Source organism: Amycolatopsis anabasis (assembly GCF_009765355.1).
Taxonomy (GTDB): Bacteria; Actinomycetota; Actinomycetes; order Mycobacteriales; family Pseudonocardiaceae; genus Amycolatopsis; species Amycolatopsis anabasis.
In genome coordinates, this window is the sequence record NZ_VTHK01000001.1 from 96,441 (window position 1) to 122,880 (window position 26,440).

Consider the following 26,440-nt stretch of genomic DNA (forward strand, 5'->3'; position numbering starts at 1 on the left):
TCAACTCCGCGGGAGCACGCAGAACTCGTTGCCTTCCGGGTCGGCGAGCACGATCCACGGGAACTCCGGCTCGTCGGACACCACGCGGGCGCCCAGCCCGACCAGCCGCTCCACCTCCTCCCGCTGACCGCCCGTGCGCGGTTCGAGGTCGAGGTGCATCCGGTTCTTCACCACCTTGTCCTCGCCCACCGGCTGGAGCAGGAGCATCGGCTCGCCGTCCGCGGCCAGCTCCAGGTATTCGACCCCGTGGGCGTCGGTCCAGCGTTTGACCACCGCGTAGCCCAGCGCCGCGCACCAGAAGCGGGCGAGCGGTTCGGGGTCGTGGCAGTCGAGGGCGATCGCGAGTACCCGGCTCGTCATGGCGCCCGGTTACCACCGGCGCCGGCCGGGCACACTTGCGGACGTGATCCGGCCGACCAGGGAACAACTCGCCGCCGCGCACGGCACCACGATCGACGACGTCATCGCGCCGGACCTGCGGGTGCTGTTCTGCGGCATCAATCCCGGCCTGTACTCCGGAGCGACCGGCTACCACTTCGCCCGGCCGGGCAACCGGTTCTGGCCCGCGCTGCACGGCGGCGGCTTCACCCCGCGGCGACTCGACCCCAGTGAGCAGGGCGAGCTGCTGCGGCTCGGGCTCGGCATCACGAACGTCGTCGCGCGCGCGACCGCCCGGGCCGACGAGCTGACCGCCGGGGAACTGCGCGCGGGCGGCGCCGAACTGGCCCGCAAGGTCGGCCGGTACCGGCCGCGGTGGCTGGCCGTCGTCGGGATCACCGCGTACCGGACGGCGTTCGACCGTCCGAAGGCGACCGTCGGCCCGCAACCGGAACGGTTCGGCGACACGCGGGTGTGGCTGCTGCCCAACCCGAGTGGCCTGAACGCGCACTGGACCGCCACCACATTGGCCGAGGAGTTCGGCCGGTTGCGCGAGGCCAGTCAACTCTGAGTAGCACGCGCGCCCGGTCAGGCAACGGTTCGGCCACAAAATCGGGCCGATGTGCCTCGACCTGCTACCGAGAGAGGTCCTGGTGGGCCGTCTCACCCCCGTGAGGGGGATATCGCGTCACGAACTCCGACCTCGCGAATCAGACGATCAAGAGGTGTCGGACCCGGACCGGTCCCAGCAGGGGGGAGCGGTCGACGGTGCCAGGCGCGTCGCGGGGCCGTGGGGAACGGCCGCCGCAAGGCGTCGGAAACGGGCCCGACATGCGGAGACGGAGTGCCCATGACGCGCAGCATCGAGCCGGGAAGGCCCCAACCCGGGGGCCGGAGCCTCGGCGTGGCCGCAATCGACCCGATCCCGATCTTCCGCGACGGCCTGTCGGCCCTCGTGCATCGCACGCAGGGGCTGCACTGGGTGGGGCACGCCGCCAACCACCACAGCGCGCTGCAACTGGGGGAGCAGTTGCGGCCGGACGTGGTGCTCATCGACTCCGGCCTCGATCCGAACTGCCACCTGACGAAACTGCTGGCCACCGGCGATCCCGCGCTGCTCATCGTGGTGCTGGTGCGCGAGGCGTCCCGCAATCCGCGCTTCCTGGCCACGGCCATCGCCGCCGGGGCGCACGCCGCGGTGCCGCGTTCGACCGAACCGCGCCGGCTCGCCGAAGCGATCCGGCGGGCCTATGTGGACCGCCGCTACCTGGACCCGGCGCTGGCCGCGCTGACCGCCCGCCCGAAGCGTCAGCCCGCGCGGCCTCCCGGGGAGCCGGAGCCGCAGCCGTCGACGCGGCCGCAGATGCCGCTGTCCCGGCGCGAGTACCAGGTGCTGCAGCTGGTCGCCGAAGGGCTGGAGAACTCGGCGATCGCGAAGGTCCTGTACCTGTCGGTGGAAACCGTGCGCACCCACGTGAAGAGCATCCTGCGCAAACTGTCCGCACGCGACCGCACCCACGCGGTGACGACCGCGTTCCGGAGCGGGATTCTCATCACGCAGCCGAACGACACCCTCGGGACGCTGCCTGACATCCCCTCTGGCCGGGCACACGGCCACCACGGCTAGTAATCCCTGTGGTCCAAACCACACAACTCTAGGGATCCCTTTGTCACAAGGGTGTGGATTTACTTGCCGCCAGTTACCCGCAGGTAATATCCTGATGTTACCGGCCAGTAGGGGAACGTTGTGCCCAGCCGGAAACCCGAGTACAGACGGAGCGACGACATGGGCCACTACAAGAGCAACGTCCGGGACCTGGAGTTCAATCTCTTCGAGGTCCTCGGCGTCCAGGACCGCCTCGGCAAGGGCGTGCTGGAGGATTCCGACGAGGAGACCGCCCGTGGCGCGCTCTCCGAGCTGAACAACCTCGCCGTCGGCCCGCTGGCCGATTCCTTCGCCGACGCCGACCGCAACCCGCCGGTGTACGACCCCAAGACCTTCTCGGCCACGCTGCCCGAGTCCTTCAAGAAGAGCTACCAGCAGCTCTGGGACGGCGAGTGGTGGCGGCTGGGCCTGCCGAACCACCTCGGCGGCCTCGGCCTGCCCCCGACCGTGCAGTGGGCGGCCTCCGAGCTGATCCTCGGCGCGAACCCGCCGCTGTTCATGTACATGGCGGGCCCGAACTTCGCGATGATCATCGACAAGAACGGGACCGACGAGCAGAAGCGCTGGGCCCAGCTCATGATCGACCGGGCCTGGGGCGCCACCATGGTGCTCACCGAGCCGGACGCCGGTTCGGACGTGGGCGCCGGGCGCACCAAGGCCGTGCTGCAGGAGGACGGCTCCTGGCACCTGGACGGCGTGAAGCGGTTCATCACTTCGGGTGATCAGGATCTGACCGAGAACATCATGCACCTGGTGCTGGCCCGCCCCGAGGGCCCGGGCATCGAGACCAAGCCCGGCACCAAGGGCCTGTCCCTGTACCTGGTGCCGAAGTTCCACTTCGACACGAACACCGGCGAACTCGGCGAGCGCAACGGCGCCTTCGTGACCAACGTCGAGCACAAGATGGGCATCAAGGCCTCGACGACCTGCGAGCTGACCTTCGGCCAGCACGGCGTCCCGGCCCAGGGCTGGCTGCTCGGCGAGGTGCACGACGGCATCGCGCAGATGTTCCAGGTCATCGAGTACGCGCGGATGATGGTCGGCACCAAGGCGATCGCCACGCTGTCGACCGGTTACCTGAACGCGCTGGAGTACGCCAAGGAGCGCGTGCAGGGCGCCGACCTGCCGAACATGCTCAACAAGACCGCGCCGCGCGTGACGATCACCCACCACCCGGATGTCCGCCGCTCGCTCATGCTGCAGAAGGCGTACGCCGAGGGTCTCCGCGCGGTCTACCTCTACACGGCGTCCTTCCAGGACCAGCTGTGGACGCGGGACGGCGACGAGGAAGCGCTGAAGCTCGCCGAGCGCGTCAACGACCTGCTGCTGCCGATCGTCAAGGGCGTCGGCTCCGAGCGCGCGACCGAGCAGCTCGTGCAGTCGCTGCAGACCCTGGGTGGCTCCGGCTTCCTGCAGGACTACCCGATCGAGCAGTACATCCGCGACGCGAAGATCGACTCGCTGTACGAGGGCACCACGGCGATCCAGTCGCTGGACTTCTTCTTCCGGAAGATCGTCCGCGACAAGGGCCAGGCGCTCGCTTACGTGGCCGGTGAGATCACCAAGTTCATCGAGTCCGAGGCGGGCAACGGCCGCCTGAAGGGCGAGCGCGAGCTGCTCAAGCAGGCCCTGGAGGACACCCAGGGCATGCTCGGCTCGCTGATCGGCAACCTGACCGCCTCGCAGGAGGACCCGCAGAACATCAACAAGGTCGGCCAGCACACCGTGCGGCTGCTGATGTCCGCGGGCGACCTGCTGGTCGGCTGGCAGTTGCTCAAGCAGGCCGAGATCGCGCTGACCAAACTGGACGGTGCGGCCTCCGCCAAGGACAAGCCGTTCTACGAGGGCAAGGTGGCCGTGGCCTCCTTCTTCGCGAAGACCGTGCTGCCGGAGCTGACCGCCCGCCGGGCGATCGTCGAGGCCGCCGACAACGACCTGATGGACGTCCCCGAAGCCGCCTTCTGATCCGGGCTTCACCTTCCATGAGGGGACCCCTCCGGACGAATTTCGTCTGGAGGGGTCCCCTCATGAAATCGGGGGTCAGTCGGACCAGGCGGGCGCGTCGCGGTGGCGCGGCCAGTGGCGCCGGTACCGGGCGATCCAGTTGTCGATCGCGATCAGCCCGGCGGCCCGCAGCGCGTAGATGCGCCGCTGCCCGTCCGGGCGAACCTCGACCAGCCCGGCCTCGCGCAGGATGCGCAGGTGCCGGGACACCGCGGGCTGGGTGAGGCCGGGCAGGCTCGCCACCAGCTCGCCCGCGGCCCGGTCGCCCTCGGCCAGCAGGTCCAGCAGCACCCGGCGGCTCGGTTCGGCCACCGCCTCGAAGACGTCCATACCGGAAATATCACATAAGGCGTATATACGCTTCAACAGATATTTCGCTCACCCGGTTGCGTGCTTGCTCTAGCGGGTAGTCCGCAGCGGTGCGAGGCTGCGAGGTATTCGCACGGGAAGGGAGTGGCCATGAGCATCGGCGGCATCATCAGCGCGATCGTGATCGGCTTGGTTCTGGGCGTGCTGGGGCGGCTCTTCGCCCCGGGCAAGCAGAACATCCCGATCTGGCTGACCATCCTGGTCGGCATCGCGGCGGCGTTCATCGGGACGGCCATCGCACGGCTGTTCGGCGTCGCGGACACCAAGGGCATCGACTGGATCGAGTTGATCTTCCAGATCGTCGTGGCCGCGATCGGCGTCACGCTGGTCGCCGGCCTGTGGGGACGGCGGAAGGTCGGCAGCGGGTCTTAGCCGCGAACACGAGCAGGGCCGGTGCGCCACCGCGGTGCACCGGCCCTGCTCGTCTCGAGGGCGCGTCAGCTCCGGAACGCCGAACACGCCACCGAGACGTACGCGGTCTGCGGCGCGCGCCAGACGACCTCGGCCCAGCGGGTGTCGGTGACCTGCTTGCCGTCCGGGCCGACGCAGGTGTACGTCCCGCCGGTCAGGTACGGCCCGCACGGCGGCTGCCCGGCCTCGGCGTGCGCGCAGGTCGTGTAGTTCGCGCAGGTCAGCGTGTGCAACAGGGCCGCGGTCACCGCGGTGCCCGCCCGCACGTTGAGCTTGCAGCCGTTGTTGGGCGAGGCGTGCACCAGCGCGGGTTCCACCGCAGCCGCGCTCGCGATGGCGGGTGTGGCCAGCGCGGTCGCGGACACCGCCGCCCAAGCGGCGAACACCTTGACCGGCAACGACTTTCGAGATAGCACCAGACCTCCTGGGTTGAGCTAGCGGTAGGAGCGGTCACGTAAGGTATCGGATCCGGCGCGGACGGCTACCACCGGTAGTGTCCTCGGTCATGGGCGGGCGATGGTTGGATCTCAGCGGGCGCGGACTCACCGAACTGCCGGACGAGGACTGGGCCGGGATCGAACGGCTCGACCTCGACCGCAACCGGTTCACCCGGTTCCCCGAACTTTTGACACGGGCCACCCGGCTGCGGCACCTGAGCCTGTACGCGAACGAGCTGGACGCGGTACCCGAATCGCTGTGGGAGCTGACCGAGCTGCGCGTGCTCAACCTCGCGGGCAACCGGCTCACCGAGATCTCACCGTCGATCGGACGGCTGTCCTTTGTGCACACCCTGGATCTCGGGCACAACCGGCTGACCGCGCTGCCGGACGAACTCGGCTCGCTGCCGAATCTGACGGAGTACCTGTACCTCAGCGACAACCAGCTCACGACCTTCCCGGAGTCGTTGTGCCGCCTGGGAAAGCTGCGTTACCTCGGTTTCACCGACAACCAGTTGACTTCGTTGCCCGAGTCGATCGGCGGGCTGGCCTCGCTGCGGGAACTTCGCCTGTACCACAACGAACTGGGCTCACTACCCGAATCGATAGGCGATCTCACGGCATTGCGCGAACTTCACCTGCGCGGCAACCGAATCACCAGGTTGCCCCGATCGATCGGCGAGCTGGGCGAACTCCGCCAGCTCGACCTCCGCGACAACGGCCTCACCGAGTTGCCCGGCGAACTCGCCGGACTGTCCAAACTGGACAAGCTGGATCTGCGCTGGAACAAGCACCTCGCCCTCCCGGCCTGGCTCCCCGACCTCGAAGCCCGGGGGTGCCTGGTGCTCCTTTAGCAGATCACCAGGGGGCGCGGGGCGTAGTGGACCGAGCGGGTTTCGCGACGGACTTCGTTGCCGGAAGCCAGGTCGTAGAGGATCCGGGTGTCGGTGGTGTTGAAGCCGGGCTGGCCGGAGGAAGGCTGGCAGCCGGGCGGACCCGGCTGGATCGGCGGCGGGGTCAGCTCCGAACGGCCGCCGCCCACGCTCTCCACCCGGTAGCGCTTGGTGCCCCAGATCTTCACGGTCACCGCGTTCCCGGAAGCCATCGCCTGGATCGCCACCCCGGTCGGCGCGTCGTTGGTGAACCGCAGATCCACAGTGGACCCGTCTTCTCGCAACGACTTCGCGTCCCGCCCCGCCGGGTAACGGTCCATATAGTACGAATGCTCGGTGTGCCCGGCGTCCTTCAACCCGGCCAGGTAGGCCGCGTTGTACAGCGTCGACGTGAACTGCGAGACGCCGCCGCCGATCACCCGCGCCCCGGTGCCGTCCTCGTTCACCGGCGCCACCACGAATCCCTGCGATCCGGTTCGCGGCCCGGTCGTGCCGTCCAGGCTGAACACGTCGCCCGGTTTCACCACGGCCCCGTTCACCTTGCCCGCGATCGCCCGCACGTTCGCGGCCACGTCGCCGGAGAACCCGCCGGTGGTGTACTCGCCGACGACCTCCTTGATCCCCAGCGCGCCCGCCGCCTCGGTGGTCAGGTCCGGCTTCTTCACTTCGTAGGCGACCGGCAGGTCGCGGCCCTCGGGCCGGGCGAGGATCTCCATGAACGGCTTGAACGTGTTGACCCAGCTGATCTTCCGCGCGTCCTCGGACGGCACCACGGTCGGCCCGGCCCCGGCGAAGACGATCTGCGCGTCCTTGCCCTCCTGCTCCGTGTCGGCGAGCTGCGGTTCCAGGCCCTGCTGCAGTTTCAACTGGTCGACCAGCACGTCCAGGCCGCCGTCGTCGCGGGCGCGGAACCCGAACGCGGCGGCGATCGCGTCCGGTTTGAGCGGGACGTCCTTGCCCTGGGCCTTCACGTTCACCGGTTTCGCGACCGCCGGGGCCACGATCCGGTCCAGCGCGGCGTGCACCCCGGGCGAGGTGGCCTTCACCGGCGTCACGTCCACCGGCACCTCGACCCCGCCGGTTTTGAGCCAGCCGTCCTTGACGATCTCCGCCGCCTTGTCGAGGTTGCCGAGCGACTGCCCCTGGCGCGGTTCGATCGGGTAAGGGGTGACCCCGCCGTCGCTGCCCGGGATCGCCATGAACCCGATGCTGCCCTCGGTCGGCACGTGGTTGAGCTGGCTCTCGGCGAGTTCGGTGAGGGCGCGGGCGAGCGCCTTCGGCTCGGTCCGGGTGGCCACGCCGACCTCGCGCTTGGTGAAGAACGACATGACCCGGGTGATCGGGTTGAGCGGCTGGTGCCCGGCCTGCTCCAGGGTGCCCGGCCAGTCCAGGCCGAGGCCGGAGGTGACCGGGTTCAGCCGCGCGTCGACGTCCCCGCCGCGGACCAGCACGGGCTGGGTCAGCCTCGGCTCGAGTTCCTTGCGCAGCTTGGCTTCGGCGTCCCGGTGGTTCATCCCGCCGACGTCCACGCCGACCACGGTCACGCCGCGCGGCACATCGCCCGCGTTGATCATCAGGTCCGCCGCGTAGACGACCACGAGCAGCGCGATCACACCGCCGGTGATCATGAACGCCTTGCCCAGCCCCTTGCGGAACCGGCGCGCGGGCGTCATCGGGGGTTCGACCAGCTCGCCTTCGAGGAGTTCCTCGACGAGTTCTTCGTCGTTCTCGTCCGCGCGGAGCGGGTCGTCGTCGATGACCGAGGTAGGCGGGTCCGCCGCGGGCTGCTCGCCCGTTCTCCCCACGGGATCGGAATCCCAGTCCGGCCAGTAGTGTTCGTCCCGCACTAGCCTTGCCCCTCCGCCTGACGCTCCCTACAAATACAACCCGGTTCCGTGTTCGGTGCGCTCGGTGGCGACGGCGTGAATGTCCCGTTCGCGCATGACGACGTACGCCTCGCCCTGGACCTCCACCTCCAGCTGGTCCTCGGGGTTGAACAGCACCCGGTCGCTCACCTTCACGTTCCGCACATTGTTGCCGACGCCCAGTACATCACCCCACGCCAATCGGCGCGCGACTTGTGCGGTGGCGGGTATCACGATGCCGCCGGAGCTGCGGCGTTCCCCCTCGTCGGCCGAGAGCCGGACCAGGACGCGGTCGTGCAGCATCTGGATCTCGAGTTTGCTTTCGGACACCCGGACCATGTTACGTCCCGCCGGAACGTGTCCCCTGCGGACCAGGGAACCGAATTTGGGGTCGTGAGTGTTCCGGCCGGGTTCTAACCGGCCCGAACACTCACGACCCACCCTGACCGGCGAGGATCAGTCGCAGGCTGCTGTCCGCCCCCTGCCGCAGGCGCACCGGCACGCCCCAGTCCTGCCTGGTGACCCGGCAGGCCGGGTGCTCGGCGCCGTCGTCGCAGCTCGCGGCCTGCGCGACGATCTGCAACACACCGTCGGTGACCCCCTCGGCGAGGCGGATCGTCCGGGTCAGTTCGGTGGTGACCCCCGCGCCCTCGGCGAGCAGTTCGGGCGGGGACGCGCTGATCTCCAGGCGGGTGGACGGGCCGTAGCGGTCGTCGAGCTTCTCGCCGGGCGGCGGGGCGAACACCACGCTGAACTCCAGCTTGCCCGGGGCCAGCACGGTCGGCGGGCGGCGAACCGCGTGGGCGTCCCCGGCGACCTTGCGGGCCGCGGCGTCCGGGAGCGAGCGCAGGCGGTGCGCGGCGGATTCGACCACGAGCAGCACGTCGTCGGTGACCAGCAGGCCCGACGGCTCGGCGAGGCCGTCGGCGAGGGTGGACACCTCGCCGCTGGCCGGGTCGTATCGGCGGATGGCGCCGTTGTAGGTGTCCGCGATGCCGATCGACCCGTCCGGCAGCACGGCGACGCCGAGCGGGTGCTGGAGCAGGGCCTCGGCGGCCTTGCCGTCGCGGTGGCCGAAGGAGAACAGGTCGGTGCCGACGGCGGTGTGCACGGTGAAACCGTCGCCCTCGGGCTGGATCCAGCGCAGCGCCGAGGTTTCCGCGTCGGCGAGCCACAGCTTCCCGCCCTGGACGGCGAGGCCGGAGGTCTGCGCGAAGAACGCCTCGGCCGCGTCGCCGTCGCGCAGGCCCTCGACGGTCGTCCCGGCGAACCGGGAGATCGTGCCGGTGATCGGATCGAACAGGCCGAGCGTGTGGTTCCCGGCCATCGCGACCACGACCCCGCCCGCGGGCGTCCACCAGGTCACGTCCCACGGGCTGGTGAGGTCGACCTCGCGGGCCTTGCCGGAGTCGGCGCCGTCCCGCCACTGCTTGCCGGTACCGGCCACTGTGGACACTTCGCCGGTGCGCAAGTCGATGCCGCGCAACAGGTGTCCGGCGGTGTCCGCGACCACGGCGTGGTAACCGACCTTTTCCGCGACCTCGGCGGGGAGCAGGGTGATCCCGGACGGTTCGGTGAAGCTCGCCCGGTCGAACGCGCCGTCGGCCGAACCGCGCTCGCCGCTGCCGAACCGGCGGATCACGGTCTCGCCGTCCGAGGCGAACTCGACCACGGAGTGGTGCGCGGTGTCCGCGACCAGCACCCGGCCCTCTACTGTGGACACTGCCTTGCTCGGGAACCGCAGTTCCGCTTCGCTTTCCTCGGCCGGAACGTACGGGCTGCCGCCGCGGCGCAGGGTGCCCTTCGCTTCGTGCGCGGCGACCAGCTCGGTGAGCACGCGGCGCAGCGCCTCGCCATGGCCCTCGCCCGCCGCGGTGTGCACGACGTAGCCCTCGGGGTCGATGAGCACCAGGGTCGGCCAGGCCTTGACCGCGTACTGCTGCCAGGTGGTGAGATCCGGATCGTTGAGCACGGGGTGCCCGACGCCGTACCGGCTGACCGCGGCCTCGATCGCCGCGGCCTCACCCTCGTGCTGGAACTTCGGCGAATGCACGCCGATCGTCACCAGGACATCGGCGAACTCGTCCTCCAGCGGCCGCAGTTCGTCCAGCACGTGCAGGCAGTTGACGCAGCCGGAGGTCCAGAAGTCGAGCAGCACGATCCGGCCGCGCAGTTCGGCCAGCGCGATCCGCTCGCCCCCGGTGTTGATCCAGTCACGCCCCGCCAGCTCGGGAGCCCGGACGCGCGCACTTGGCTTGGTAGCACTCACAAACACAAGTCAACGCGGGCACGTTCCCTTGTCTTCCCGGCATCCCACGACCTGGGACACCCAGTCGGGTGGTTCAGCGGCCGACGGGTTCGGTGAGGGTGGCGAGGACGGGCTGCTTGCCCGCGTGCGGGTTGGCCGGGGGCAGGAAAGCCTCGGCCGAGGTCGGCGGGCTCGTCGTCGTGGTGACCGGGGCCGGGCTCGCCGGGGGCGCCGGTTCTTCCGGGCCGCAGGCCGCCAGGGCGAGCACGCAACAGGGCAACAGGGCCGAGGGAAGTCGAAACCGCATGAACCGCACTTTCCGCGTTGCCTGGGGAACACCACCCGAACCGGGCGCTACCTGGGGACAATCGCCGACGCGGCGGCAGCCGTTACTCCGTTTCGGCGCGGGATTTCAGGCGGGCGAGCGTGGTGGCGATGTTGCCGGTGTTGGTCTCCGCGCGGTTCCAGACGCCGGTGGCCAGGGAGGTCGGGTAACGCAGCCAGGCGGGCCGCCGGTCCCAGGTGCTTTCGGTCACCCGGCAGCCGTCACCCGCCGGCTCCAGGTCGTACTGCCAGCGGGCGATCGGGAACCCGAGGAACGTCACCTCGAACGCGAACCGGCTGCCCGCGTCCGCGTCGGTGATCGTGGACAGGGTGCTCCAGCGCCGGAAACCGCGCTGGTTCCGGCCGCGGAACCGCGCGCCCACCCGGGCCGAGGTGGCGCCGTCGAGCCAGCGGTGACCGGCGTACTCCTCGGCGCATCCGGCCATCGTCGGCAGGTCGCTGATCAGCGAATACACCCGGTGCGCCGGAGCCTTGACGTCGATCTGACCGGTCGCGCTCGGCGGGGACTGGACGGCGGTCATGCGCACCTCGCTTCATCGCGGACCCGGGACATACGGACAGTATGTATGTCGGCGCGCACCCGTCAAGTCTCGCGGCGCACCATGCGGCTCGCGCCCGCCGCGACCGTGGTGGCCAGGACCCAGCCCGCGCCGGTCAGCCCCGCGGACACCCAGCGGTCCGCGCCGGTCATGTACCACCGGCCCTTGTTGCCGAAGTCGACGATCGGCACCAGCAGATCCACCGTGTAGAGCACCGGATTCCACTGCAGCCCGGAATCGTCGCGGTTCACCACGCACCGGTCGCCGTTGTGCTGCACGTTCGGATCGTTGACGCACGGATCGTCCCGCACGCCGAACCACACGCTGCCGGTCACCAGCAGCATGAGCAGCCAGCCGACCGCCCGGATCGGCCGGTACCCGTAGCCGACCATGGACCGCTGCAGCCAGCTCCACAACAACACCAGCGGCGCGAAGAACCGGTAGCCGTCGGCGAGCGAGCGGTACCGGAACTGCTGCTTCTTGAACAACACCGTCGAGGCGTGTTCCTCGTTCCCGCTGTTGCGCAACATCGCGGCGAGCTGGTCGTACGGCCCGGGCCGGTAGCCGCCCATCGCCTGCCGCAGCTGCTCGATCCGCCGGTCGACGGCCCGATCGTCCTTGATCCCGATCGGCCGCTTCATCACGTCGTAGCGGAAGTCCTCCAGTTCGATTCCGCCCTGCGCCTCCCACAGTTCGGCGTTGTCGCTCAACGTCCCGCAATGCGCGCGCCGCAGCACGATCCGGCCCGCGGGCGGTTCCGCGGGGGTCAGCAGGAACTCGTCCGCGCCCACGTCACTGGCGTCCAGCGCCGCGGAATCCTGTGCCGAGGCGCCGAGTTTCGCGCCGTCCAGGTCGAGGCGGCGGGCGATGGTCGCACCGTCGAGGATGACCCCGCCCTCGGCGAGGAACGGCCGATCCTGGTTCGCGGCCATCACCAGATCACGGCCGATCCGCGCGGTCCGGATGTCCACCGAGAACCGGGTGTGCCCGCGCAGCGACGGCTGGGTCACCGTGGTGCCGTAGAGGTAAATACTGCCGCCGACCTCGAGGCCCTGCAGCCGCAGGGTGCCCTCCACCTTCGCGTCGGCGAGGTGCAGGTTTCCGGAGATCTTGGTGCGCCGCGCGGAGAACACGTCCCGCTCGCGGTGTTTGAACCGGGCGTTGGACGCCAGCACGTTCCCGCGCACGGTCACGTCCGCCAGCCGGAGCTGCCCGGACGGGACGTTCAGCGCGGTCGCCTCGATGTCGCCGTCGATCTCGCTGCCGTCCAGGTGCAAAGCCCGGTCGTAGTACGGGATTCCCTCGCGCCGCGCGACTTCGATCTTCGCGCGGGCCAGCCGCAGCGAGCCGCCCACCTTGCCGTTGATCATGCGGAGGGTGCCGTTCGCGTCCAGCCCGTCGGACAGTTCGAGGTTGCCGTCCACCCGCACCCGGTCGGCGACCAGCACCGGCCGCGGATCGAGGTAGGGATCCTTCGACGTCCACGCCTCGACCGCGATCCGGCCGTGCTGGTTCATCCGCAGTTTCGCGCCGCGCAGCACGATGTCGCTGTCCACCCGCGCGCTGGGCAGGTACAGGATCCCGGTGGCCTCGAACGCCTTGCGCTGGCTGACCGGGCCGTAGGTGTCGACCTCGCAGAGCAGGCTCCCGCCGATGTGCAGCCCGTTCCCGTTCAGCGCGAAACCGTCCGGATTGGACAGTGAGGCGCCGGAGAAGTTGACGTTACCGCCGGTCCGCAGGCCGGGCACCCGGACCTCGCCGTCGGCCTCGAGCCGGTAGGCGAGCAGCGCCCCGGTGACCACCAGCCGGTCCGCCTGGATCGCCTTGCCGCGCGAATGCAGGATCCGGGTCCGGGTCAGCACGACCGAACCGTCGATCACCGCGTCGGTCAGGTTCACCGCGGCGTCCGGCATCCCGCGTTCGCGGTCGGAGCTGCGCCGGATGGTGGTCTCCGGGTTGCTGTCGTTGTCCGAATCGACCTGCACGATCGACCGGATCAGCCGGACGTCGTTGGCGCTGCGGAAGTTTCGCGCCTTCAGCCCGGGCAGCCAGCACTTGCGGAAGACCAGCCCGAGCAGTTTCGCCTCGCGCACGTCCGGCGGGTACTCGAACCGGCAGCGCTCGAAGCGGAACAGGTAGTCCAGGTCGGCCGCGCGCATGTCCAGCCGCCCGGTGATGTACCGGTCCTCGACCGTCACGATCGGCGCGGTCGTGTCCTGCTTGCGCCAGCGCAGCAACCCGACCGAACCCGGTTCCGCGACCTGTTTGAGCAGGTCCTCGGCCTTCAGTTCGTACCGCTTGTCCGGGACCCCGGCGAACGGGTCCAGCTGGGGCAACCCGTTTTCCGTCGGCGTCATCTGACCGTCCTCGATGCCTCCGCTGTCCCGCGACCCCCGTCGGAACGTCGGCATGAACGAACTCCTCTGCTCGGCGTGCACGGACTCCCCACCCGGCCGCCCCAGCGAAGTGGATCATGCGCCTGCCGCGCAATCGGCCAGGTGGAGTACACACCGTGCTTGGACGATCGCACAACGGCAAAAGTTCCTACAGCACGTGATCTGCTACTCGTCCACGTGCGTCGGGTTGAGCACCCGGGAGAGGAACGTCTGCGTGCGCTTGTGCCGCGGATTGCCGATGACCTGCGAAGGCGGCCCCTGTTCGACGACCACGCCGCCGTCCATGAACAGCACCTTGTCGGCCACCTCGCGGGCGAACTGCATCTCGTGGGTGACCACGAGCATGGTCATGCCCTCTTCGGCGAGCTGGCGCATCACGCTGAGCACGTCCCCGACCAGTTCCGGGTCCAGCGCGGAGGTCGGCTCGTCGAACAGCATCACGTCCGGTTCCATGGACAGCGCCCGCGCGATCGCCACCCGCTGCTGCTGGCCGCCGGAGAGCTGGGCGGGCATCGAGGATTCCTTCTCCGCCAGGCCGACCTTCTTCAGGTTGTCCCGCGCGATCCGCTCGGCGTCCTCCTTGTTGCGCTTGAGCACCTTGCGCTGCGCGACCGTGAGGTTGTTCAGCACGGACAGGTGCGCGAAGAGATTGAACGACTGGAACACCATGCCGATCGAGCGGCGGGCGCCGTCGAGGTCGCAGTCCTCGTCGGTCAGCTCGTGGCCGTTCACCACGACCTTGCCGGAATTGGGTTCCTCCAACAGGTTCACGCAGCGCAACAGGGTCGACTTGCCCGAGCCGGACGGCCCGATGATGCAGACCACCTGCCCCCGGCGCACGTCGAGGTCGACGCCCTTGAGCACTTCGAGTTCGCCGAAAGCCTTGTGCAGCCCGGAAACCTCGATCACGGTCTCGCTCGTCATACCGTTCCTCCACCGGGCACGCCGGCACCGTATTTCTTTTCCAGCCGCTGCTGCAGGATCGACAACGGGATCGTGATGACCAGGTAGCACAGGCCCGCCACGACGATCGGCGTCAGCCCCTTGGCTTCCAGCAGGGCCTGGCGGCTGAACTGCGCGAGTTCCTGCTGCAACGGCGTGGTGCCGAGCAGGAACGCCAGCGACGAGTCCTTGGTCAGCATGATCAGCTCGTTGGCCAGCGGCGGCAGGATGATCCGGAACGCCTGCGGGATCACGATGGTGATCATCGACCGGGTCGGGGACATGCCCAGCGAGCGCGCCGCCTCGACCTGGCCGCGCGGGACCGCCTGGATCCCGGCCCGGATCGTCTCCGCCATGTACGCCGAGGACACGATCCCCAGCGACAGCATGATCGCGATGTTGCGCGGCACCTGGGTGGAGAACGCGGTCGGCACGCCGATGCCGACCGCCAGGAAGATCAGCAGCGCGGGCAGGCCGCGGAAGAACTCGATGTAGCCGCGGGCGAACCAGCGGTACGGGCCGACCGAGGACAGCCGCATCAGCGCGAGCAGCAGCCCGAGTCCGAGGCCGAGCGCGAACCCGAGCGCGGTGAACACGATGGTGTTCTTCAGCGCCACGGTGATCACGTCGGGGAACTGCTTCGCGGCGACGTCGAGGTCGAAGAACGCCTTGCCGATCCGGTCCCAGTTGGCGGCGAACGCGACCACCGCGACGATGACCAGCAACAGAACATATTGGGCGCCGCGGAAAGCTTTGCGCCGTTGGCGACGGCTCAGTGCCATGTCACTCCTTCAACAGCACTGTGGCCGGTGCTGGGAGAGCACCGGCCACAGCGGCGACGTCACTTGCTCGCGGGGGCCGCGGTCGGACCGCCGGGCAGCCAGGTGGGGGCTTTGCCGAACCACTTCTGGTAGATCTGCTCGTAAGATTTGTCCTGCACGGAAGCCTTGAGCACGTCGTTGATCTGCTGCAGGAGGGCGGTGTTGCCCTTCTTGACGCCGATCCCGTAGAACTCGTTGGTCTTGAACTCCTTGGCGACCTCGGTGTCCTGGTTGGTCTTCACGAAGTCGTAGAGCACGCCGTTGTCGTTCACCCCGGCGGCGACGCTGCCGTTCTTCACCGCCTGCTCGAGCAGGGCGAGGTCGTCGAAGGTGACGATCTCCGCGCCCGGCGCCTTCTCCTTGGTGTAGTCGGCGCCGGTGGTGGCCGACTGCACGCCCACCTTCTTCCCGGCGAGCTGGGACAGGTCGTTGATCCCGGAGCCCTTCTTCACCAGCAGCGCCTGGGTGGCCTCGAAATAGGGGTCGGAGAAGTCGAACTTCTCCTTGCGCTTGTCGTTGATGGTCATCCCGGCGGCGGCGAGATCGCACTGGCCGCTGTTCATGGATTCGCCGGATTCGATGTTCTCGAAGGCGATGTCCACGATGTTCTGCTTGACATCGAGTTTCTTCGCGACCAGGTCCACCAGTTCGACGTCGAAGCCGACGATCTGATCGCCCTGCTTCACCTGGAAGGGCGCGTACGGCAGGTGCGTGCAGGTGGTGAGACTGCCCTGCTGGACCAGCTGGACACCCCCGGCGGCCGTTCCTCCTCCTTCGCCGCACGCGGTCAGCGCGGCGGTGAGCGCGAGCGCGGGCAGCAGGGCGAGCGCTTTGAGTTTTGATCGCGCCACGGTGTCACTCCTAGTAGTTCATACCGGTCGAGTGCCCGCATACTGCCACTCATCTGAACCGATGCCCAGCATTGCGAAGTTACGGCCCCGTTGCGGTGGGTTCGCCTTTCGGCCATTCGGAGCACCCGCCACTAGGCTTTCAGCGGCACGCGACGCGAGGGGTTCCGGGGTGGAAACCAGCACCGACCAGCGCTGGCTGATCAACGAGCTGTGGCTGCTCGCCGCGGTGCCGTTCGCCCTGGTCACCTGGCAGGCCGTCCAGGCGCCGCGGCTGCACGTGCTGCTGGATTACTGGCACGTCCTGGCGAAGGTCACCGCGGACGACGGCTCGCTGATCCCGGGCGCGCTGTTCAGCTACCACCTGGAGCAGCCGTTCGCGCTGCCGTCCCTGCTGTTCTGGGGCGACGCCGGGCTCGCGGGCGGGGACAACCGGGCGCTCACCCTGCTCACCGTCGCCCTGCTGGCGGCGGTCGTGCTGCTGTTGCGGTCGCTGCTGCCCGAGTCGCTCGGCGCGGTGCGCCGGACCGCGCTGACCGCCGGGTTCGCGTTCCTGCTGCTGTCCGCGCACGGCATCGAACTGTGGTTGCAGGGCACGAACGGCGCGAGCTGGGCGCCCGCGCTGTTCTTCCTGGTCCTCGCCGTGGTGTGCGCGCACCGCGGCCGGTTCTGGCCCGCGCTGGCCGCGGCGGCGATCGGGTCGCTGTCGTTCGGGGTGGCCTTCCCGGCCTGGTTCGCGATCGGCCTGGTCGCGTGGCTGCGGCGGGACGCCTGGTGGCGGGTGGCGGCCCCGGTGGCACTCGGCGCCGCGGTGCTCGCGTTCTGGCTGCTCACCCGCCCCGCCGGGGCGCAGGCGGCGGCCACCTCCGGGTTCGAGCCCGGGCATCGGCTCGCCGTGTTCGGCGCGAGCCTCGGATCCATGTGGTCACCCGGGGTCGCGTGGGTGGCGATCGCCGCCGGGGTGCTGGTCCTCGGCGTGCTGGCGTACTGCGGGCGGGCGGCCGTGCGGGCGCGGGCGGCCGATCAGGCGGGCTGGCTGGGGCTCGGCCTGTGCGCGGTGGCGCTGGCCCTGCTGCTGGCGCTCGGCCGGACGACCGGATCGGGCACGAACGTGGGCCTGCTCAGCCGGTACTCGCTGGTCGGCGGGCTCGCCGCGTGCGCCGCGCTCGCCCTGGCCGCGCTGCGCTGGAACCCGCGACCGGGGTGGCTGGTCGCCGCGGTCGCGGCCGTCGGCCTGGTCACCGAGATCACCGGGTACACGCAGGTCAACCAGGTGCGCGCGAGCTACGAATCGCTCGGCACGGTGGCCTACGCGCTACGCGTGAACGATCCGGCGGCGCTGGCCGAGCTGCGGATCAACCCGGCCGTCGTCCCGGCCGCGCGGTCGCTGGGCGCCTATCCGTTCACCGGCGACTTCACGCTGGGCTGCGGCGGCCGCGAACTCGGCGACCGGGTGCCGCCGGAATCCCCGCGCCCGCTGCCCGGACCGTCTGGTCCTTTGTCGACAAAAGGCGTTGTCGACACGCGGGCGCCGCTGCTGACGGGCTGGGCGGTGGTCGACGGGAAGCGGGCCGACTGCGTGCTGGTGACCGACGACGCGGGGACCGTGACCGGGGGCGGGCTCACCGGCGTCGGCCGCTCCGACGCGGGCGGCCTGACCGGCGAGCCGAACGCGGGCTGGCAGGCGGCCGCCGCACCGGACTCGCGCGGGCGGATCGTCGTGGTCTCGGCGGGCGGTGTGCTCTACCGCATCGACGAGAACGCGCACGGTGAGCGAGGATGACCGGATGAGCGGCAACTCGACACCCCGGCTGCCGCCCTCCGGCCGCCGGGCTCGCGCCCGGACCTCGCGGCGGAACGGCCACCCGGGCGCGCAGTTCGACGGTTACCTCGCCCCTTCGCGCCCGCACGCCGGCGCGTACGACGAGATGTTCGCGCCGGACGGCGTGGTGCGCTCGCCGTACCGCGCGCTGTACGAATCGATCGCCCGGCTGGACTCGTCCGATCTCACCGCGCGGGCCGAGGCGCTGGACCGGGCGATGGTGGACCAGGGGATCACGTTCTCGCTGTCCGGGCAGGAACGGCCCTTCCCGCTCGACCTGGTGCCGCGCGTGGTCGCGCCCGCGGAGTGGGGCAAGCTGGAACGCGGTGTGGCGCAACGGGTTCGCGCGCTGGAGGCGTTCCTGGCCGACGTCTACGGGGACGCCCAGATCCTGCGCGACCGGGTGGTGCCCCGGCGCCTGATCACCTCGTGCTCGCACTTCCAGCGCGAGGCGTTCGGCATCAACCCGCCCAACGGCGTGCGCATCCACGTGGCCGGGATCGATCTGGTCCGCGACGAGGCCGGGACGTTCCGCGTGCTGGAGGACAACCTGCGCAACCCGTCCGGGGTGTCCTACGTGATGGAGAACCGGCGCACCATGGCGCGCGTGTTCCCGGACCTGTTCGCGCAGCACCGGGTGCGCCCGGTCGGCGACTACGCCGCGCACCTGCTGCGCGCGCTGCGGGCGGCGGCCGCGCCGAACGTGGCCGATCCGACGGTCGTCGTGCTCACCCCGGGCGTGCACAACTCCGCGTACTTCGAGCATTCCCTGCTGGCCCGGCTGATGGGCGTGGAACTGGTCGAGGGCCGCGACATGTTCTGCCGGGACAACGTGGTCTACCTGCGCACCACCGAGGGCGAGCGGCCGGTCGACGTGATCTACCGGCGCATCGACGACGAGTTCCTGGATCCGGTGCACTACCGCCCGGATTCCGTGCTCGGCGTGGCCGGGATCCTGAACGCGGCCCGCGCGGGCAACGTGGTGATCGCGAACGCGGTCGGCAACGGCGTCGGCGACGACAAGCTCGTCTACACCTACGTGCCGGATCTGGTGAAGTACTACCTGAACGAGAAGCCGCTGCTGCCCAATGTGGACACCTACCGCTGCTGGCTGCCGGACGAGCTGGACCACGTGCTCGCCCACCTCGACGAGCTGGTGATCAAACCGGTCGAGGGGTCGGGCGGCTACGGGATCGTGTTCGGCCCGGACGCCTCGGCCAAGGAGCTGGCCACCATCCGGCGCAAGGTCAAGGCGCACCGGCGCGGCTGGATCGCCCAGCCGGTCGTCCAGCTCTCCACGGTTCCGTCCAAAGTGGATCAGCACCTGGCGCCCCGGCACGTGGACCTGCGGCCGTTCGCGGTCAACGACGGCAAGGAGATCTTCGTGCTGCCCGGCGGGCTCACCCGGGTGGCGCTGCGCGAGGGCAGCCTCGTGGTGAACTCCTCCCAGGGCGGTGGCTCCAAGGACACCTGGGTGCTCGCGGCGAAGTCGTCCAGCGCGGAACGCGAGCTGGAGCAACCGGCGCTGGGTTCGGCGTCTACTGTGGACGGAATGGTCGCGGAGCAGGGGCCGGAGCTGACCACCGCTCAGCAGCAACAGCAGCAACAGGCATAGTGAGGAGGCCACCGTGCTCGCCCGCAACGCCGAATCGTTGTACTGGATCGGCCGGTACGTCGAGCGCGCCGACGACACGGCGCGGATTCTCAACGTCTCGGTCCACCAGCTGCTGGAGGACGCCACCATCGATCCGGACACCGCGAGCCGCCAGCTGCTCGCGGTGCTGGGGATCGTGCCCGGCGAGATCGAACTGGACGTGTGGAAGCTGACCGAACTGGTCGCGTATTCGAAGGAGAACGCGGCCTCGATCGTCGGGTCGATCAACTCGGCGCGGGAGAACACCCGCGGCGCGCGCGAGGTGGTTTCGACCGAGCTGTGGGAATGCCTGAACGCCACCTGGAACGCGGTGCCCGACCGGCAGCGGTACGCCCGCCGCGCCGGGCCGCACGCGTTTCTGTCCTTTGTGGAGGAACGTGCGGCGATGTTCGCCGGGCTGGCGGATTCCACGATGAGCCGCGACGACGGCTGGCTGTTCCTGGTGCTCGGGCGGTCGATCGAACGCGCGGACATGGTGGTGCGGCTGCTGCTGTCCCGGGTGCACGATCGCGCGTCTTCGCCGGGGTGGATCACCGTGCTGCGCTCGGCGGGCGCGCAGGACACCTACCTGCGCACGTTCCGCGGCGCGCTGGACGCGGGGCGGGTGGTGCAGTTCCTGTTGCGGGACACGCTGTTCCCGCGGTCGGTGTTCCACGCGCTGCGGCAGGCCGAGGACTGCCTGCGCGAGCTGGACCCGAGCCTGAACACGCGCGGGAACGAGAAGGCCGAGGCGCTGCGGCTGCTCGGCCGGGCCCGCAGCGAGCTGGAGTTCCTGCGCCCGTCGGACCTGCTGGAGGACCTGCCGCGGCGGCTGGGCGCGCTGCAGAACTCGATCCGGGATGTCGGGGAAGCGGTGTCGATGCAGTACTTCCACACGTCGCCGTGGGTGGCGTGGCGCGGGGCGGAGGTTTCGCTGTGAACGACAGTTGGCGCGTGCGGGTGGTGCACAGCACCGGTTACCGCTACGAGACACCGGCGACGCAGTCGTACAACGAGGCCCGGCTGACCCCGCGTTCGGACCGGCGGCAGAACGTGGTCGCCACGCGCGTGGAGACCACCCCGGCGACCCGCGCCTACCGGTACACCGATTACTGGGGCGCGGTGGTCACCTCGTTCGACCTGCACGCGCCGCACACCGAGTTCACCGTGCTGGCGACCTCGGTGGTGGAAACCGCCGACGCCAGCGAGCCGATCCACGAGGCGAGCTGGCGCGATCTGCGGTCGGACGCCGTGGTCGACGAGCACACGGAGTTCCTGACCCCGACCAAGTACACCCCGCGCGACCGGGAACTCGCCGGGGTCGCGCGGGATCTGCGCAAGGGCAAGGATCCCGCGGACGCCGTGCTCGCGATCTGCGACTGGGTGCACGAGCAGCTGAAGTACCAGCCGGGCACCACCGGCGTGCACAGCACCGCGACCGATGCCTGGCAGGCCCGCGAAGGCGTGTGCCAGGACTACGCGCACGTGACCCTGGTGATGCTGCGCGCGATCGGCATCCCCGCCCGGTACGTCTCGGGTTACCTGCACACCCGCCCGGAAGCCAAACTCGGCGAAACCGTCGCGGGCGAGAGCCATGCGTGGATCGACGCGTGGACCGGCGGCTGGTGGGCCCACGACCCGACCAACGCGATTCCCGTCGGCCCCCGCCACGTCTGGGTCGCCACCGGCCGAGACTACGCCGATGTGGCGCCCCTGAAGGGAATCTTCACCAGCGGCGGCCAATCCACCCTGGACGTCTCGGTCCAACTGACCCGCCTCGCCTGACCCCGCGAGTCGCACACTCCGGTAACCGAGTTGCACACTCAGGCAAGCGAGTTACACGTTCACGACCGGACCAGCGTGTCCCCGCCGGGCGCACGCGGCCATCCGTTGCGGTGATTCGGCGTGCCGTGCGGACACCGTGCTGACCAGCGGTTCTAGGTTCTGGTTATGCCCGGAAAACCGGATCGGTCCACCTCGCCCCGACGCCGCGAACTCGCCGACGAACTGGCTGATGCCCGCAAGCTCGCGAACCTGTCGGTGCGGGACCTGGCGGACCGGATGGAGTGCTCGCCCAACAAGGTCTTCCGCATGGAGACGGATGCCAAGGGCGCCACCGAATTCGACGTGACCTCATTCCTCCTCCACTGCGGCGCCTCGCGGGAGAAGACCCTGCGAGTCCTGAACCTGGTCCACGAAACCGACGATGCCTACCGGCTCCGAACGCACGGCGAGCGCCTCCCCGACGAGTTGCGTTCGCTGGCAGTGCAGGAGAACCTGGCCAACTCGATCACCGGCTTCGAGCCCCAGCTCATCCCAGGAATCCTGCAGACCGAGGACTACGCCCGCGCGGTTTTCAGATCAGCTGGGATGTTTGCCGAAGATGACATCGAAACTCGGGTTCGGGCCCGGCGCGCTCGGCAACACGTGCTGCACCGGCCGCAGCCTCCTCGGTTCACCTTCTTCCTGCACGAGCAAGCGGTGCGCACGATGGTCGGCGGGCCGAGCGTGATGCATGAACAGATCCTGCACCTGCTCCTCACCGGTTCTGCCGGGCGAGCGGTGCTACGGGTGATCCCGGAGTCGGCTTGCCCGGGCGGTGTTCTGGGAGGTTCGTTCTGGTTGCTGCGGTACATCGAACATCGGCCACTGGTGTACGTGCAAACCGAAGCGGTCAGTCTCTTTCTCGAAGATCCCGAACAGATCGCTCACTACCAGAAGATCCTCGCCAGGCTGGCCGAACTCGCCCTGGATGGGCGACAATCGCCGGAGTGGCTTGCCACCGTGGCAAGCGATCTGGAGCGATTGAAGAACGGATCGAGATGGCCGCCGGAGACACCACCGACCTGATCTGGCGCAAGAGCAGCTACAGCACTGGCGCAGGTGGACAGGAGTGTGTCGAGGTCGCCTTCAGGTCGCCGTCTGTGGCCGTGCGGGATTCCAAGAACCCGGGGTCGGGCGTGCTTTCCTTCCCTCCGGCGCAGTGGCGGGCGTTCATGACCAGGCTGAGGGTCAGGCGATAGCCGCGATGTCGCCGTCGTCGAAGTAGATCGCTTGGTGGAGCCTGCCGCCAAGGGCGGCGGCATAGCGGACCAGCACATCCTGACCCGAGATCTTGCCCTGCTCGATCTGGGAGACGCGGCCCTTGGTGACCCCCATCCGGTCGGCGATCTGCTGCTGGGTCAGGCCACGGTTGCGACGGATTTCGGCCAAGCGATGCCCTTGGACCGTCGCGAGCAGTTCCTGCTTGCCAGCTTCGACGGCTTCCTCGCCACCGGCGCGTTCGACGTGTGCCGTGCGAACGTCCTTCCAACGTGTATATCCGGTCATGACCTGCCCTCCTCTTCTGCCTGACGTTGCTTCAGATAGATCTCATACCGTTGCTCGGCCAAGGGAATCGCGTGCCGATACCAGGCATTCCACTGCCCGGCCTTGTCACCCGCGACCAGAAGGACGCTGGACCGCCACGGATCAAACACGAATAGGATTCGCACGGTACCAGGCCGCAACTCCTTCAGGTTCTGAATCTGGGAGCCGATGATCGTGTCGACCAGCGGTCGCCCCAGACCGGGACCGCCCTCGGCTAACGCGTCGATCGCCTGCACAACCCGTGCGTGCGTCGCGTCGTCGAGGTGCTCGATCCACCCAAGGACCTCATCGACGACATAGACTTCCCACTCCTCGACGGCCACCCAGCAAGTTTAGCAAATGCTATACCTGCGGCGGCGTTGGAGGATGAGGATCGCGATCAAGTAGACGCCGCCCAGGGCCGCCGCGACTACGCCGACCGGCAACAGCGAGGCGTCCAGGAGGCGTTGGCCCAGGTAGTCGGCGGCGACCACGAGCAACGCGCCCAGGCACAGGGAGGCCAGCAGGTTCGGGCCGGGGCGCCGGGTGAGGCGGCGGGCCACTTGCGGGGCGCACAGGGCGATGAACGGGATCGGGCCCGCGGTGGCGACGGCGACCGCGACCAGGGCGACCGCCAGCCCGAACAGCGCCGGGCGCACCCGGCCCACCGCGACGCCGATGCCGATGGCCGCGTCATCGCCCATTTCCAGCATGCGCAGGGGCCGCCCCAGCACGAGCACCGCGGGGATCAGGATCACCAGCGCGGCGGCGATCGGGACGAAGTAGTTCCAGTCGCGGCCCGCGAGGTTGCCGACCAGCCACGTGGTCGCGGCACCGGCGTTCGCGGTGAGCGCGCGGGTCAGCAGGTACGACTCCACGCCGACGAGCACCGCGCTGAGCGCGATGCCGATCAGCACCAGCCGCCCGCTCCGCAAACCCTGCGGCGCGCACAACGCCATCACCAGCGCGGCGGTGAGCAGCCCGCCGATCAGCGCGCCGACGGCGACCAGCGCGGGCGAACCGCCGAACAACAGAATCGTCGCGACGCCGCCGGTCGCCGCCCCGGTGGTGAAGCCGAGGATGTCCGGGCTGCCCAGGGGATTCCGGGTCAGCGTCTGGAAAACCGTCCCGGCGAGCCCGAGCGCGGCGCCGACCAGGATGGCGACCAGCACGCGCGGCAGGCGGCCCGTGACGACCAGGTACTGGGCCTTGGTTCCTTGCCCGGCAAGGGTTTCCAGCACCTCGGCCGGGGTCAGGTGGTAGTCGCCGGTGCCCACCGACAACACCGCGAGCACGAGCGTCACCAGGACGAACCCGGTGATCACCACGGCCGAGCGCTTCATCGCCGCACCGCCTTCAGCCGCCGCACCACGAGCACGAACGCGAGGCCGCCCACGATGTCGGTCATGATCCCGACCTGCACCTCGCCGGGCGAGCCGAGCACCCGGCCGAGCACATCGCAGCCGAGCAGCAGCACCGGCGCGAGGATCAGCGACAGGAGCAGCACCCACCGCTCGTCCTGCCCGGCCAGCAACCGCGCCAGGTGCGGAATCATCAAGCCCACGAACGCGATCGGCCCGCAGGCCGCGGTCGCCGCGGCGCACAGCAGGCCGACCGCGACCATGCTCGCGAGCCGGGTGAACGCGGGGTTCGCGCCGAGCCCTCGCGCGGCGTCCTCGCCGAGTGCGATCGCGTTCAGCGCGCGCCCGAGCACCAGCGCCAGCACGACCCCGGCGAGGAAGAACGGGATCAGCCCGCCGAACGCGCCGACGTCCCGGTTGGCCAGCGAACCGACCAGCCAGAACCGCATCTGATCGAGGTTGTGCGTGTTGATCACCTGCATGGCCTGGTTGAACCCGACGAACGCCGCCTGGATCGCGACCCCGGCCAGCGCCAGCCGGATCGGGCTGGTCGCGCCGCGGCCGCCGCCGACCGCGTAGACCAGCGCGGTGCCGAGCAGCGCGCCCGCGAACGCGAACCACACGAGCTGGCCGGGCTGCGTGATACCGAGCCCGGCCGAGGCGGCGACGATCGCGACCGCGGCGCCGTGGTTGATGCCGAGCAGCCCGGGGTCGGCGACCGGGTTCCGGGTGACCGCCTGCATCAGGGCTCCGGCGAGGCCGAGCGCCATCCCGACCCCGACGCCGAGCAGGGTGCGCGGCAGCCGGTCGCCGCGGATGACCGCGTCCTCGTAACCACCCGAATTGGCGAAGAGACCGTGCAGGACCTCACTCAGCGTAAGCCTGTTCGAGCCGATCGCGATGGACAGCAGCACCACGGCCACCAACGCGGCCACGGCGCTGAGCAGGATCAATGCCCGCGGAGGCCGCCGGATGCGCGGCGGAGCGGGCGAGGTGATCGTCACCATGGTCATCAGATTAAGGTAAGGCTAACCTGTGGCCGTGACCCCTCTCCGTAACCAGCTCTCCCGGCGCGGATTCCTCCTCGGCACGGCCGGGGCGGGCGCGCTCGCCGCACTGACCGCCTGTGGCTACCAGGACGACAAAGCCGCCGGGGGCGGCGGCACCTGGACCTTCACCGACGACCGGGGCCGCAAGCTCGAAGGCGAGCGGCCGACCCGGATCGTCGCGCAGGTGACCGCGGCCGCCGCGCTGTGGGACTTCGGCGTGCGGCCGATCGGCGTGTTCGGCCCGTCGAAGCTGCCCGACGGCAAACCGGATCCGCAGGTCGGCGCGGTGGACCTGAACACGGTGACCTCGCTGGGCAACGTGTGGGGCGAGTTCAACTACGACAAGTACGTCTCGCTCAACCCGCAGTTGCTGATCAGCGTGATGTACCTGCCGGACGAGCTGTGGTACGTGCCGAAGGAGCAGGCGCCGCAGATCGACAAGGTCGCGCCGAGCGTGGGTCTGCAGCTCAAGGAGATCGCGATGCCGGACGGGATCGCGAAGTTCGCCGCGCTGGCCAAGGCGCTCGGCGCGGACGTCGACGCGCCCGCGGTGACCCAGGCGAAGGCGGCCTACGAGCGGGCGAACGCCGAGTTCGCGGCGGCCGCCAAGAAGGCGTCCGGGCTCAAGGTGCTCGCGGTTTCCGCGGCGAAGGACGCGTTGTGGGCGATCTACCCGCCCGCGCTGCCGATCACCAACCACCTCACCAAGCAGGGCCTGCATCTCGTGGTGCCGGAGAATCCGGATTCGACCGGCTTCTACGAGCAGCTGAGCTGGGAGAACGCGGGCCGCTACCCGGCGGACGTGATCCTCTACGACAACCGCTTCGGCGCGCTCACCCCGAACGACCTGACCGGCAACCCGACCTGGTCGCAGCTCCCGGCGGTCAAGGCGGGCCGCCTGATCGGGTGGAACTCGGAAACCCCGTTCAGCTACCAGCGCTACACCGAACTCCTCACCACCCTCACCACCGGCCTCACCCGCTTCGCCGGAGCCTGACCCCGCGAAGCTTTCATGAGGGGACCCCTCCAGACGAATTTTGTCTGGAGGGGTCCCCTCATGAACGT

At 69.6% G+C, this 26,440-nt stretch carries 28 protein-coding genes; 12 read left to right on the forward strand and 16 right to left on the reverse strand.

All coding sequences use genetic code 11. From position 1 onward, the window contains the following. Window positions 1–360 carry a VOC family protein gene (locus tag FXO23_RS00525; RefSeq protein ID WP_158879477.1) on the reverse strand — a complete coding sequence of 120 codons (360 nt, stop codon included), beginning with the start codon at window positions 358–360 and terminating at the stop codon, window positions 1–3. Between the two features lie 43 nt (window positions 361–403). On the opposite strand from FXO23_RS00525, the gene mug reads away from it, so the two are divergent. The 3 genes from mug to FXO23_RS00540 all read left to right on the forward strand — a co-directional run bounded on the left by mug (window position 404) and on the right by FXO23_RS00540 (window position 4,009). After that, complete coding sequence (mug, locus tag FXO23_RS00530; RefSeq protein WP_246256793.1) at window positions 404–949, forward strand: G/U mismatch-specific DNA glycosylase; 546 nt, start codon at window positions 404–406, stop codon at window positions 947–949. Between the two features lie 279 nt (window positions 950–1,228). After that, the gene (locus FXO23_RS00535) at window positions 1,229–2,005 is read left to right on the forward strand and encodes a response regulator transcription factor (protein ID WP_158879479.1); all 777 of its coding nucleotides are present in this window, start codon (window positions 1,229–1,231) and stop codon (window positions 2,003–2,005) included. A 159-nt stretch (window positions 2,006–2,164) separates the two neighbouring features. After that, window positions 2,165–4,009 carry an acyl-CoA dehydrogenase gene (locus FXO23_RS00540; RefSeq protein ID WP_158879480.1) on the forward strand — a complete coding sequence of 615 codons (1,845 nt, stop codon included), beginning with the start codon at window positions 2,165–2,167 and terminating at the stop codon, window positions 4,007–4,009. 75 nt (window positions 4,010–4,084) lie between these two features. Here FXO23_RS00540 and FXO23_RS00545 read toward each other — a convergent pair whose 3' ends face one another. Further along, window positions 4,085–4,378: an ArsR/SmtB family transcription factor gene (locus FXO23_RS00545; RefSeq protein ID WP_158879481.1), complete on the reverse strand. Its 294-nt coding sequence runs from the start codon at window positions 4,376–4,378 to the stop codon at window positions 4,085–4,087. A 129-nt stretch (window positions 4,379–4,507) separates the two neighbouring features. Here FXO23_RS00545 and FXO23_RS00550 point away from each other — a divergent pair, with 129 nt between their 5' ends. Next, complete coding sequence (locus FXO23_RS00550) at window positions 4,508–4,789, forward strand: GlsB/YeaQ/YmgE family stress response membrane protein (protein ID WP_158879482.1); 282 nt, start codon at window positions 4,508–4,510, stop codon at window positions 4,787–4,789. Window positions 4,790–4,854: 65 nt separating this feature from the next. Here the strand turns inward: FXO23_RS00550 and FXO23_RS00555 are convergent, their stop codons facing one another. Further along, the gene (locus FXO23_RS00555) at window positions 4,855–5,244 is read right to left on the reverse strand and encodes a hypothetical protein (RefSeq protein WP_246256794.1); all 390 of its coding nucleotides are present in this window, start codon (window positions 5,242–5,244) and stop codon (window positions 4,855–4,857) included. A gap of 89 nt (window positions 5,245–5,333) precedes the next feature. Here FXO23_RS00555 and FXO23_RS00560 point away from each other — a divergent pair, with 89 nt between their 5' ends. After that, window positions 5,334–6,119: a leucine-rich repeat domain-containing protein gene (locus FXO23_RS00560; RefSeq protein ID WP_158879483.1), complete on the forward strand. Its 786-nt coding sequence runs from the start codon at window positions 5,334–5,336 to the stop codon at window positions 6,117–6,119. Here FXO23_RS00560 and FXO23_RS00565 read toward each other — a convergent pair. The 9 genes from FXO23_RS00565 to FXO23_RS00605 form a co-directional block, all read right to left on the reverse strand. Then, window positions 6,116–8,005, reverse strand: coding sequence for a VanW family protein (locus FXO23_RS00565; protein ID WP_158879484.1), 1,890 nt, complete (start codon window positions 8,003–8,005; stop codon window positions 6,116–6,118). The genes FXO23_RS00560 and FXO23_RS00565 overlap by 4 nt on opposite strands. 27 nt (window positions 8,006–8,032) lie before the next feature. Next, on the reverse strand, window positions 8,033–8,326 hold the full coding sequence (locus FXO23_RS00570; protein ID WP_425484827.1) for a GroES family chaperonin: 294 nt from the start codon (window positions 8,324–8,326) through the stop codon (window positions 8,033–8,035). A 127-nt stretch (window positions 8,327–8,453) separates the two neighbouring features. Then, window positions 8,454–10,292 (reverse strand): NHL domain-containing thioredoxin family protein, encoded by a 1,839-nt coding sequence (locus tag FXO23_RS00575; RefSeq protein ID WP_158879486.1) that lies wholly within the window; start codon window positions 10,290–10,292, stop codon window positions 8,454–8,456. Window positions 10,293–10,365: 73 nt separating this feature from the next. After that, a complete protein-coding gene (locus FXO23_RS00580; protein ID WP_158879487.1) occupies window positions 10,366–10,578 on the reverse strand; it encodes a hypothetical protein in 213 nt (70 codons plus the stop codon). Window positions 10,579–10,660: 82 nt separating this feature from the next. Then, window positions 10,661–11,137: an SRPBCC family protein gene (locus tag FXO23_RS00585; protein WP_158879488.1), complete on the reverse strand. Its 477-nt coding sequence runs from the start codon at window positions 11,135–11,137 to the stop codon at window positions 10,661–10,663. Window positions 11,138–11,199: 62 nt separating this feature from the next. Continuing rightward, the gene (locus FXO23_RS00590; protein ID WP_158879489.1) at window positions 11,200–13,512 is read right to left on the reverse strand and encodes a bactofilin family protein; all 2,313 of its coding nucleotides are present in this window, start codon (window positions 13,510–13,512) and stop codon (window positions 11,200–11,202) included. 204 nt (window positions 13,513–13,716) lie between these two features. Beyond that, window positions 13,717–14,475: an amino acid ABC transporter ATP-binding protein gene (locus FXO23_RS00595; RefSeq protein WP_158879490.1), complete on the reverse strand. Its 759-nt coding sequence runs from the start codon at window positions 14,473–14,475 to the stop codon at window positions 13,717–13,719. Then, the gene (locus FXO23_RS00600; protein WP_158879491.1) at window positions 14,472–15,275 is read right to left on the reverse strand and encodes an amino acid ABC transporter permease; all 804 of its coding nucleotides are present in this window, start codon (window positions 15,273–15,275) and stop codon (window positions 14,472–14,474) included. The genes FXO23_RS00595 and FXO23_RS00600 overlap by 4 nt, the downstream gene beginning before the upstream one ends. 59 nt (window positions 15,276–15,334) lie before the next feature. After that, a complete protein-coding gene (locus FXO23_RS00605) occupies window positions 15,335–16,165 on the reverse strand; it encodes a transporter substrate-binding domain-containing protein (protein WP_158879492.1) in 831 nt (276 codons plus the stop codon). A 169-nt stretch (window positions 16,166–16,334) separates the two neighbouring features. Here FXO23_RS00605 and FXO23_RS00610 point away from each other — a divergent pair, with 169 nt between their 5' ends. The 6 genes from FXO23_RS00610 (at window position 16,335) to FXO23_RS00635 (ending at window position 22,640) form a co-directional block, all read left to right on the forward strand. Next, on the forward strand, window positions 16,335–17,945 hold the full coding sequence (locus tag FXO23_RS00610) for a DUF2079 domain-containing protein (RefSeq protein ID WP_246256795.1): 1,611 nt from the start codon (window positions 16,335–16,337) through the stop codon (window positions 17,943–17,945). 4 nt (window positions 17,946–17,949) lie between these two features. After that, on the forward strand, window positions 17,950–19,599 hold the full coding sequence (locus tag FXO23_RS00615) for a circularly permuted type 2 ATP-grasp protein (protein ID WP_158879493.1): 1,650 nt from the start codon (window positions 17,950–17,952) through the stop codon (window positions 19,597–19,599). Window positions 19,600–19,612: 13 nt separating this feature from the next. Further along, window positions 19,613–20,557, forward strand: coding sequence for an alpha-E domain-containing protein (locus FXO23_RS00620; RefSeq protein WP_158879494.1), 945 nt, complete (start codon window positions 19,613–19,615; stop codon window positions 20,555–20,557). Further along, a complete protein-coding gene (locus FXO23_RS00625) occupies window positions 20,554–21,402 on the forward strand; it encodes a transglutaminase family protein (RefSeq protein WP_158879495.1) in 849 nt (282 codons plus the stop codon). The genes FXO23_RS00620 and FXO23_RS00625 overlap by 4 nt, the downstream gene beginning before the upstream one ends. 165 nt (window positions 21,403–21,567) lie before the next feature. Then, window positions 21,568–22,467, forward strand: a complete 900-nt coding sequence (locus tag FXO23_RS00630) for a DUF5753 domain-containing protein (RefSeq protein WP_158879496.1) — start codon at window positions 21,568–21,570, stop codon at window positions 22,465–22,467. After that, a complete protein-coding gene (locus FXO23_RS00635) occupies window positions 22,440–22,640 on the forward strand; it encodes a DUF397 domain-containing protein (protein WP_158879497.1) in 201 nt (66 codons plus the stop codon). Before FXO23_RS00630 ends, FXO23_RS00635 begins: the two co-directional genes overlap by 28 nt. Here the strand turns inward: FXO23_RS00635 and FXO23_RS00640 are convergent. From FXO23_RS00640 to FXO23_RS00655, 4 genes are read right to left on the reverse strand one after another with little or no spacing between them, the layout of a single operon-like run. Next, entirely contained in the window at window positions 22,630–22,947 is a 318-nt protein-coding gene (locus FXO23_RS00640; RefSeq protein WP_158879498.1) for a helix-turn-helix domain-containing protein, read from the reverse strand. The two genes, FXO23_RS00635 and FXO23_RS00640, sit on opposite strands and share 11 nt — an antisense overlap. Beyond that, window positions 22,944–23,309, reverse strand: coding sequence for a type II toxin-antitoxin system RelE/ParE family toxin (locus tag FXO23_RS00645; protein ID WP_158879499.1), 366 nt, complete (start codon window positions 23,307–23,309; stop codon window positions 22,944–22,946). Before FXO23_RS00645 ends, FXO23_RS00640 begins: the two co-directional genes overlap by 4 nt. Before the next feature lie 9 nt (window positions 23,310–23,318). Further along, window positions 23,319–24,308, reverse strand: a complete 990-nt coding sequence (locus FXO23_RS00650) for a FecCD family ABC transporter permease (RefSeq protein ID WP_158879500.1) — start codon at window positions 24,306–24,308, stop codon at window positions 23,319–23,321. Next, entirely contained in the window at window positions 24,305–25,333 is a 1,029-nt protein-coding gene (locus FXO23_RS00655; RefSeq protein WP_158880038.1) for a FecCD family ABC transporter permease, read from the reverse strand. The genes FXO23_RS00650 and FXO23_RS00655 overlap by 4 nt, the downstream gene beginning before the upstream one ends. A 34-nt stretch (window positions 25,334–25,367) precedes the next feature. Between FXO23_RS00655 and FXO23_RS00660 the strand changes: the two genes are divergently transcribed. Then, window positions 25,368–26,372, forward strand: a complete 1,005-nt coding sequence (locus FXO23_RS00660) for an ABC transporter substrate-binding protein (RefSeq protein WP_246256796.1) — start codon at window positions 25,368–25,370, stop codon at window positions 26,370–26,372. The last annotated feature ends 68 nt before the right edge of the window (window positions 26,373–26,440 follow it).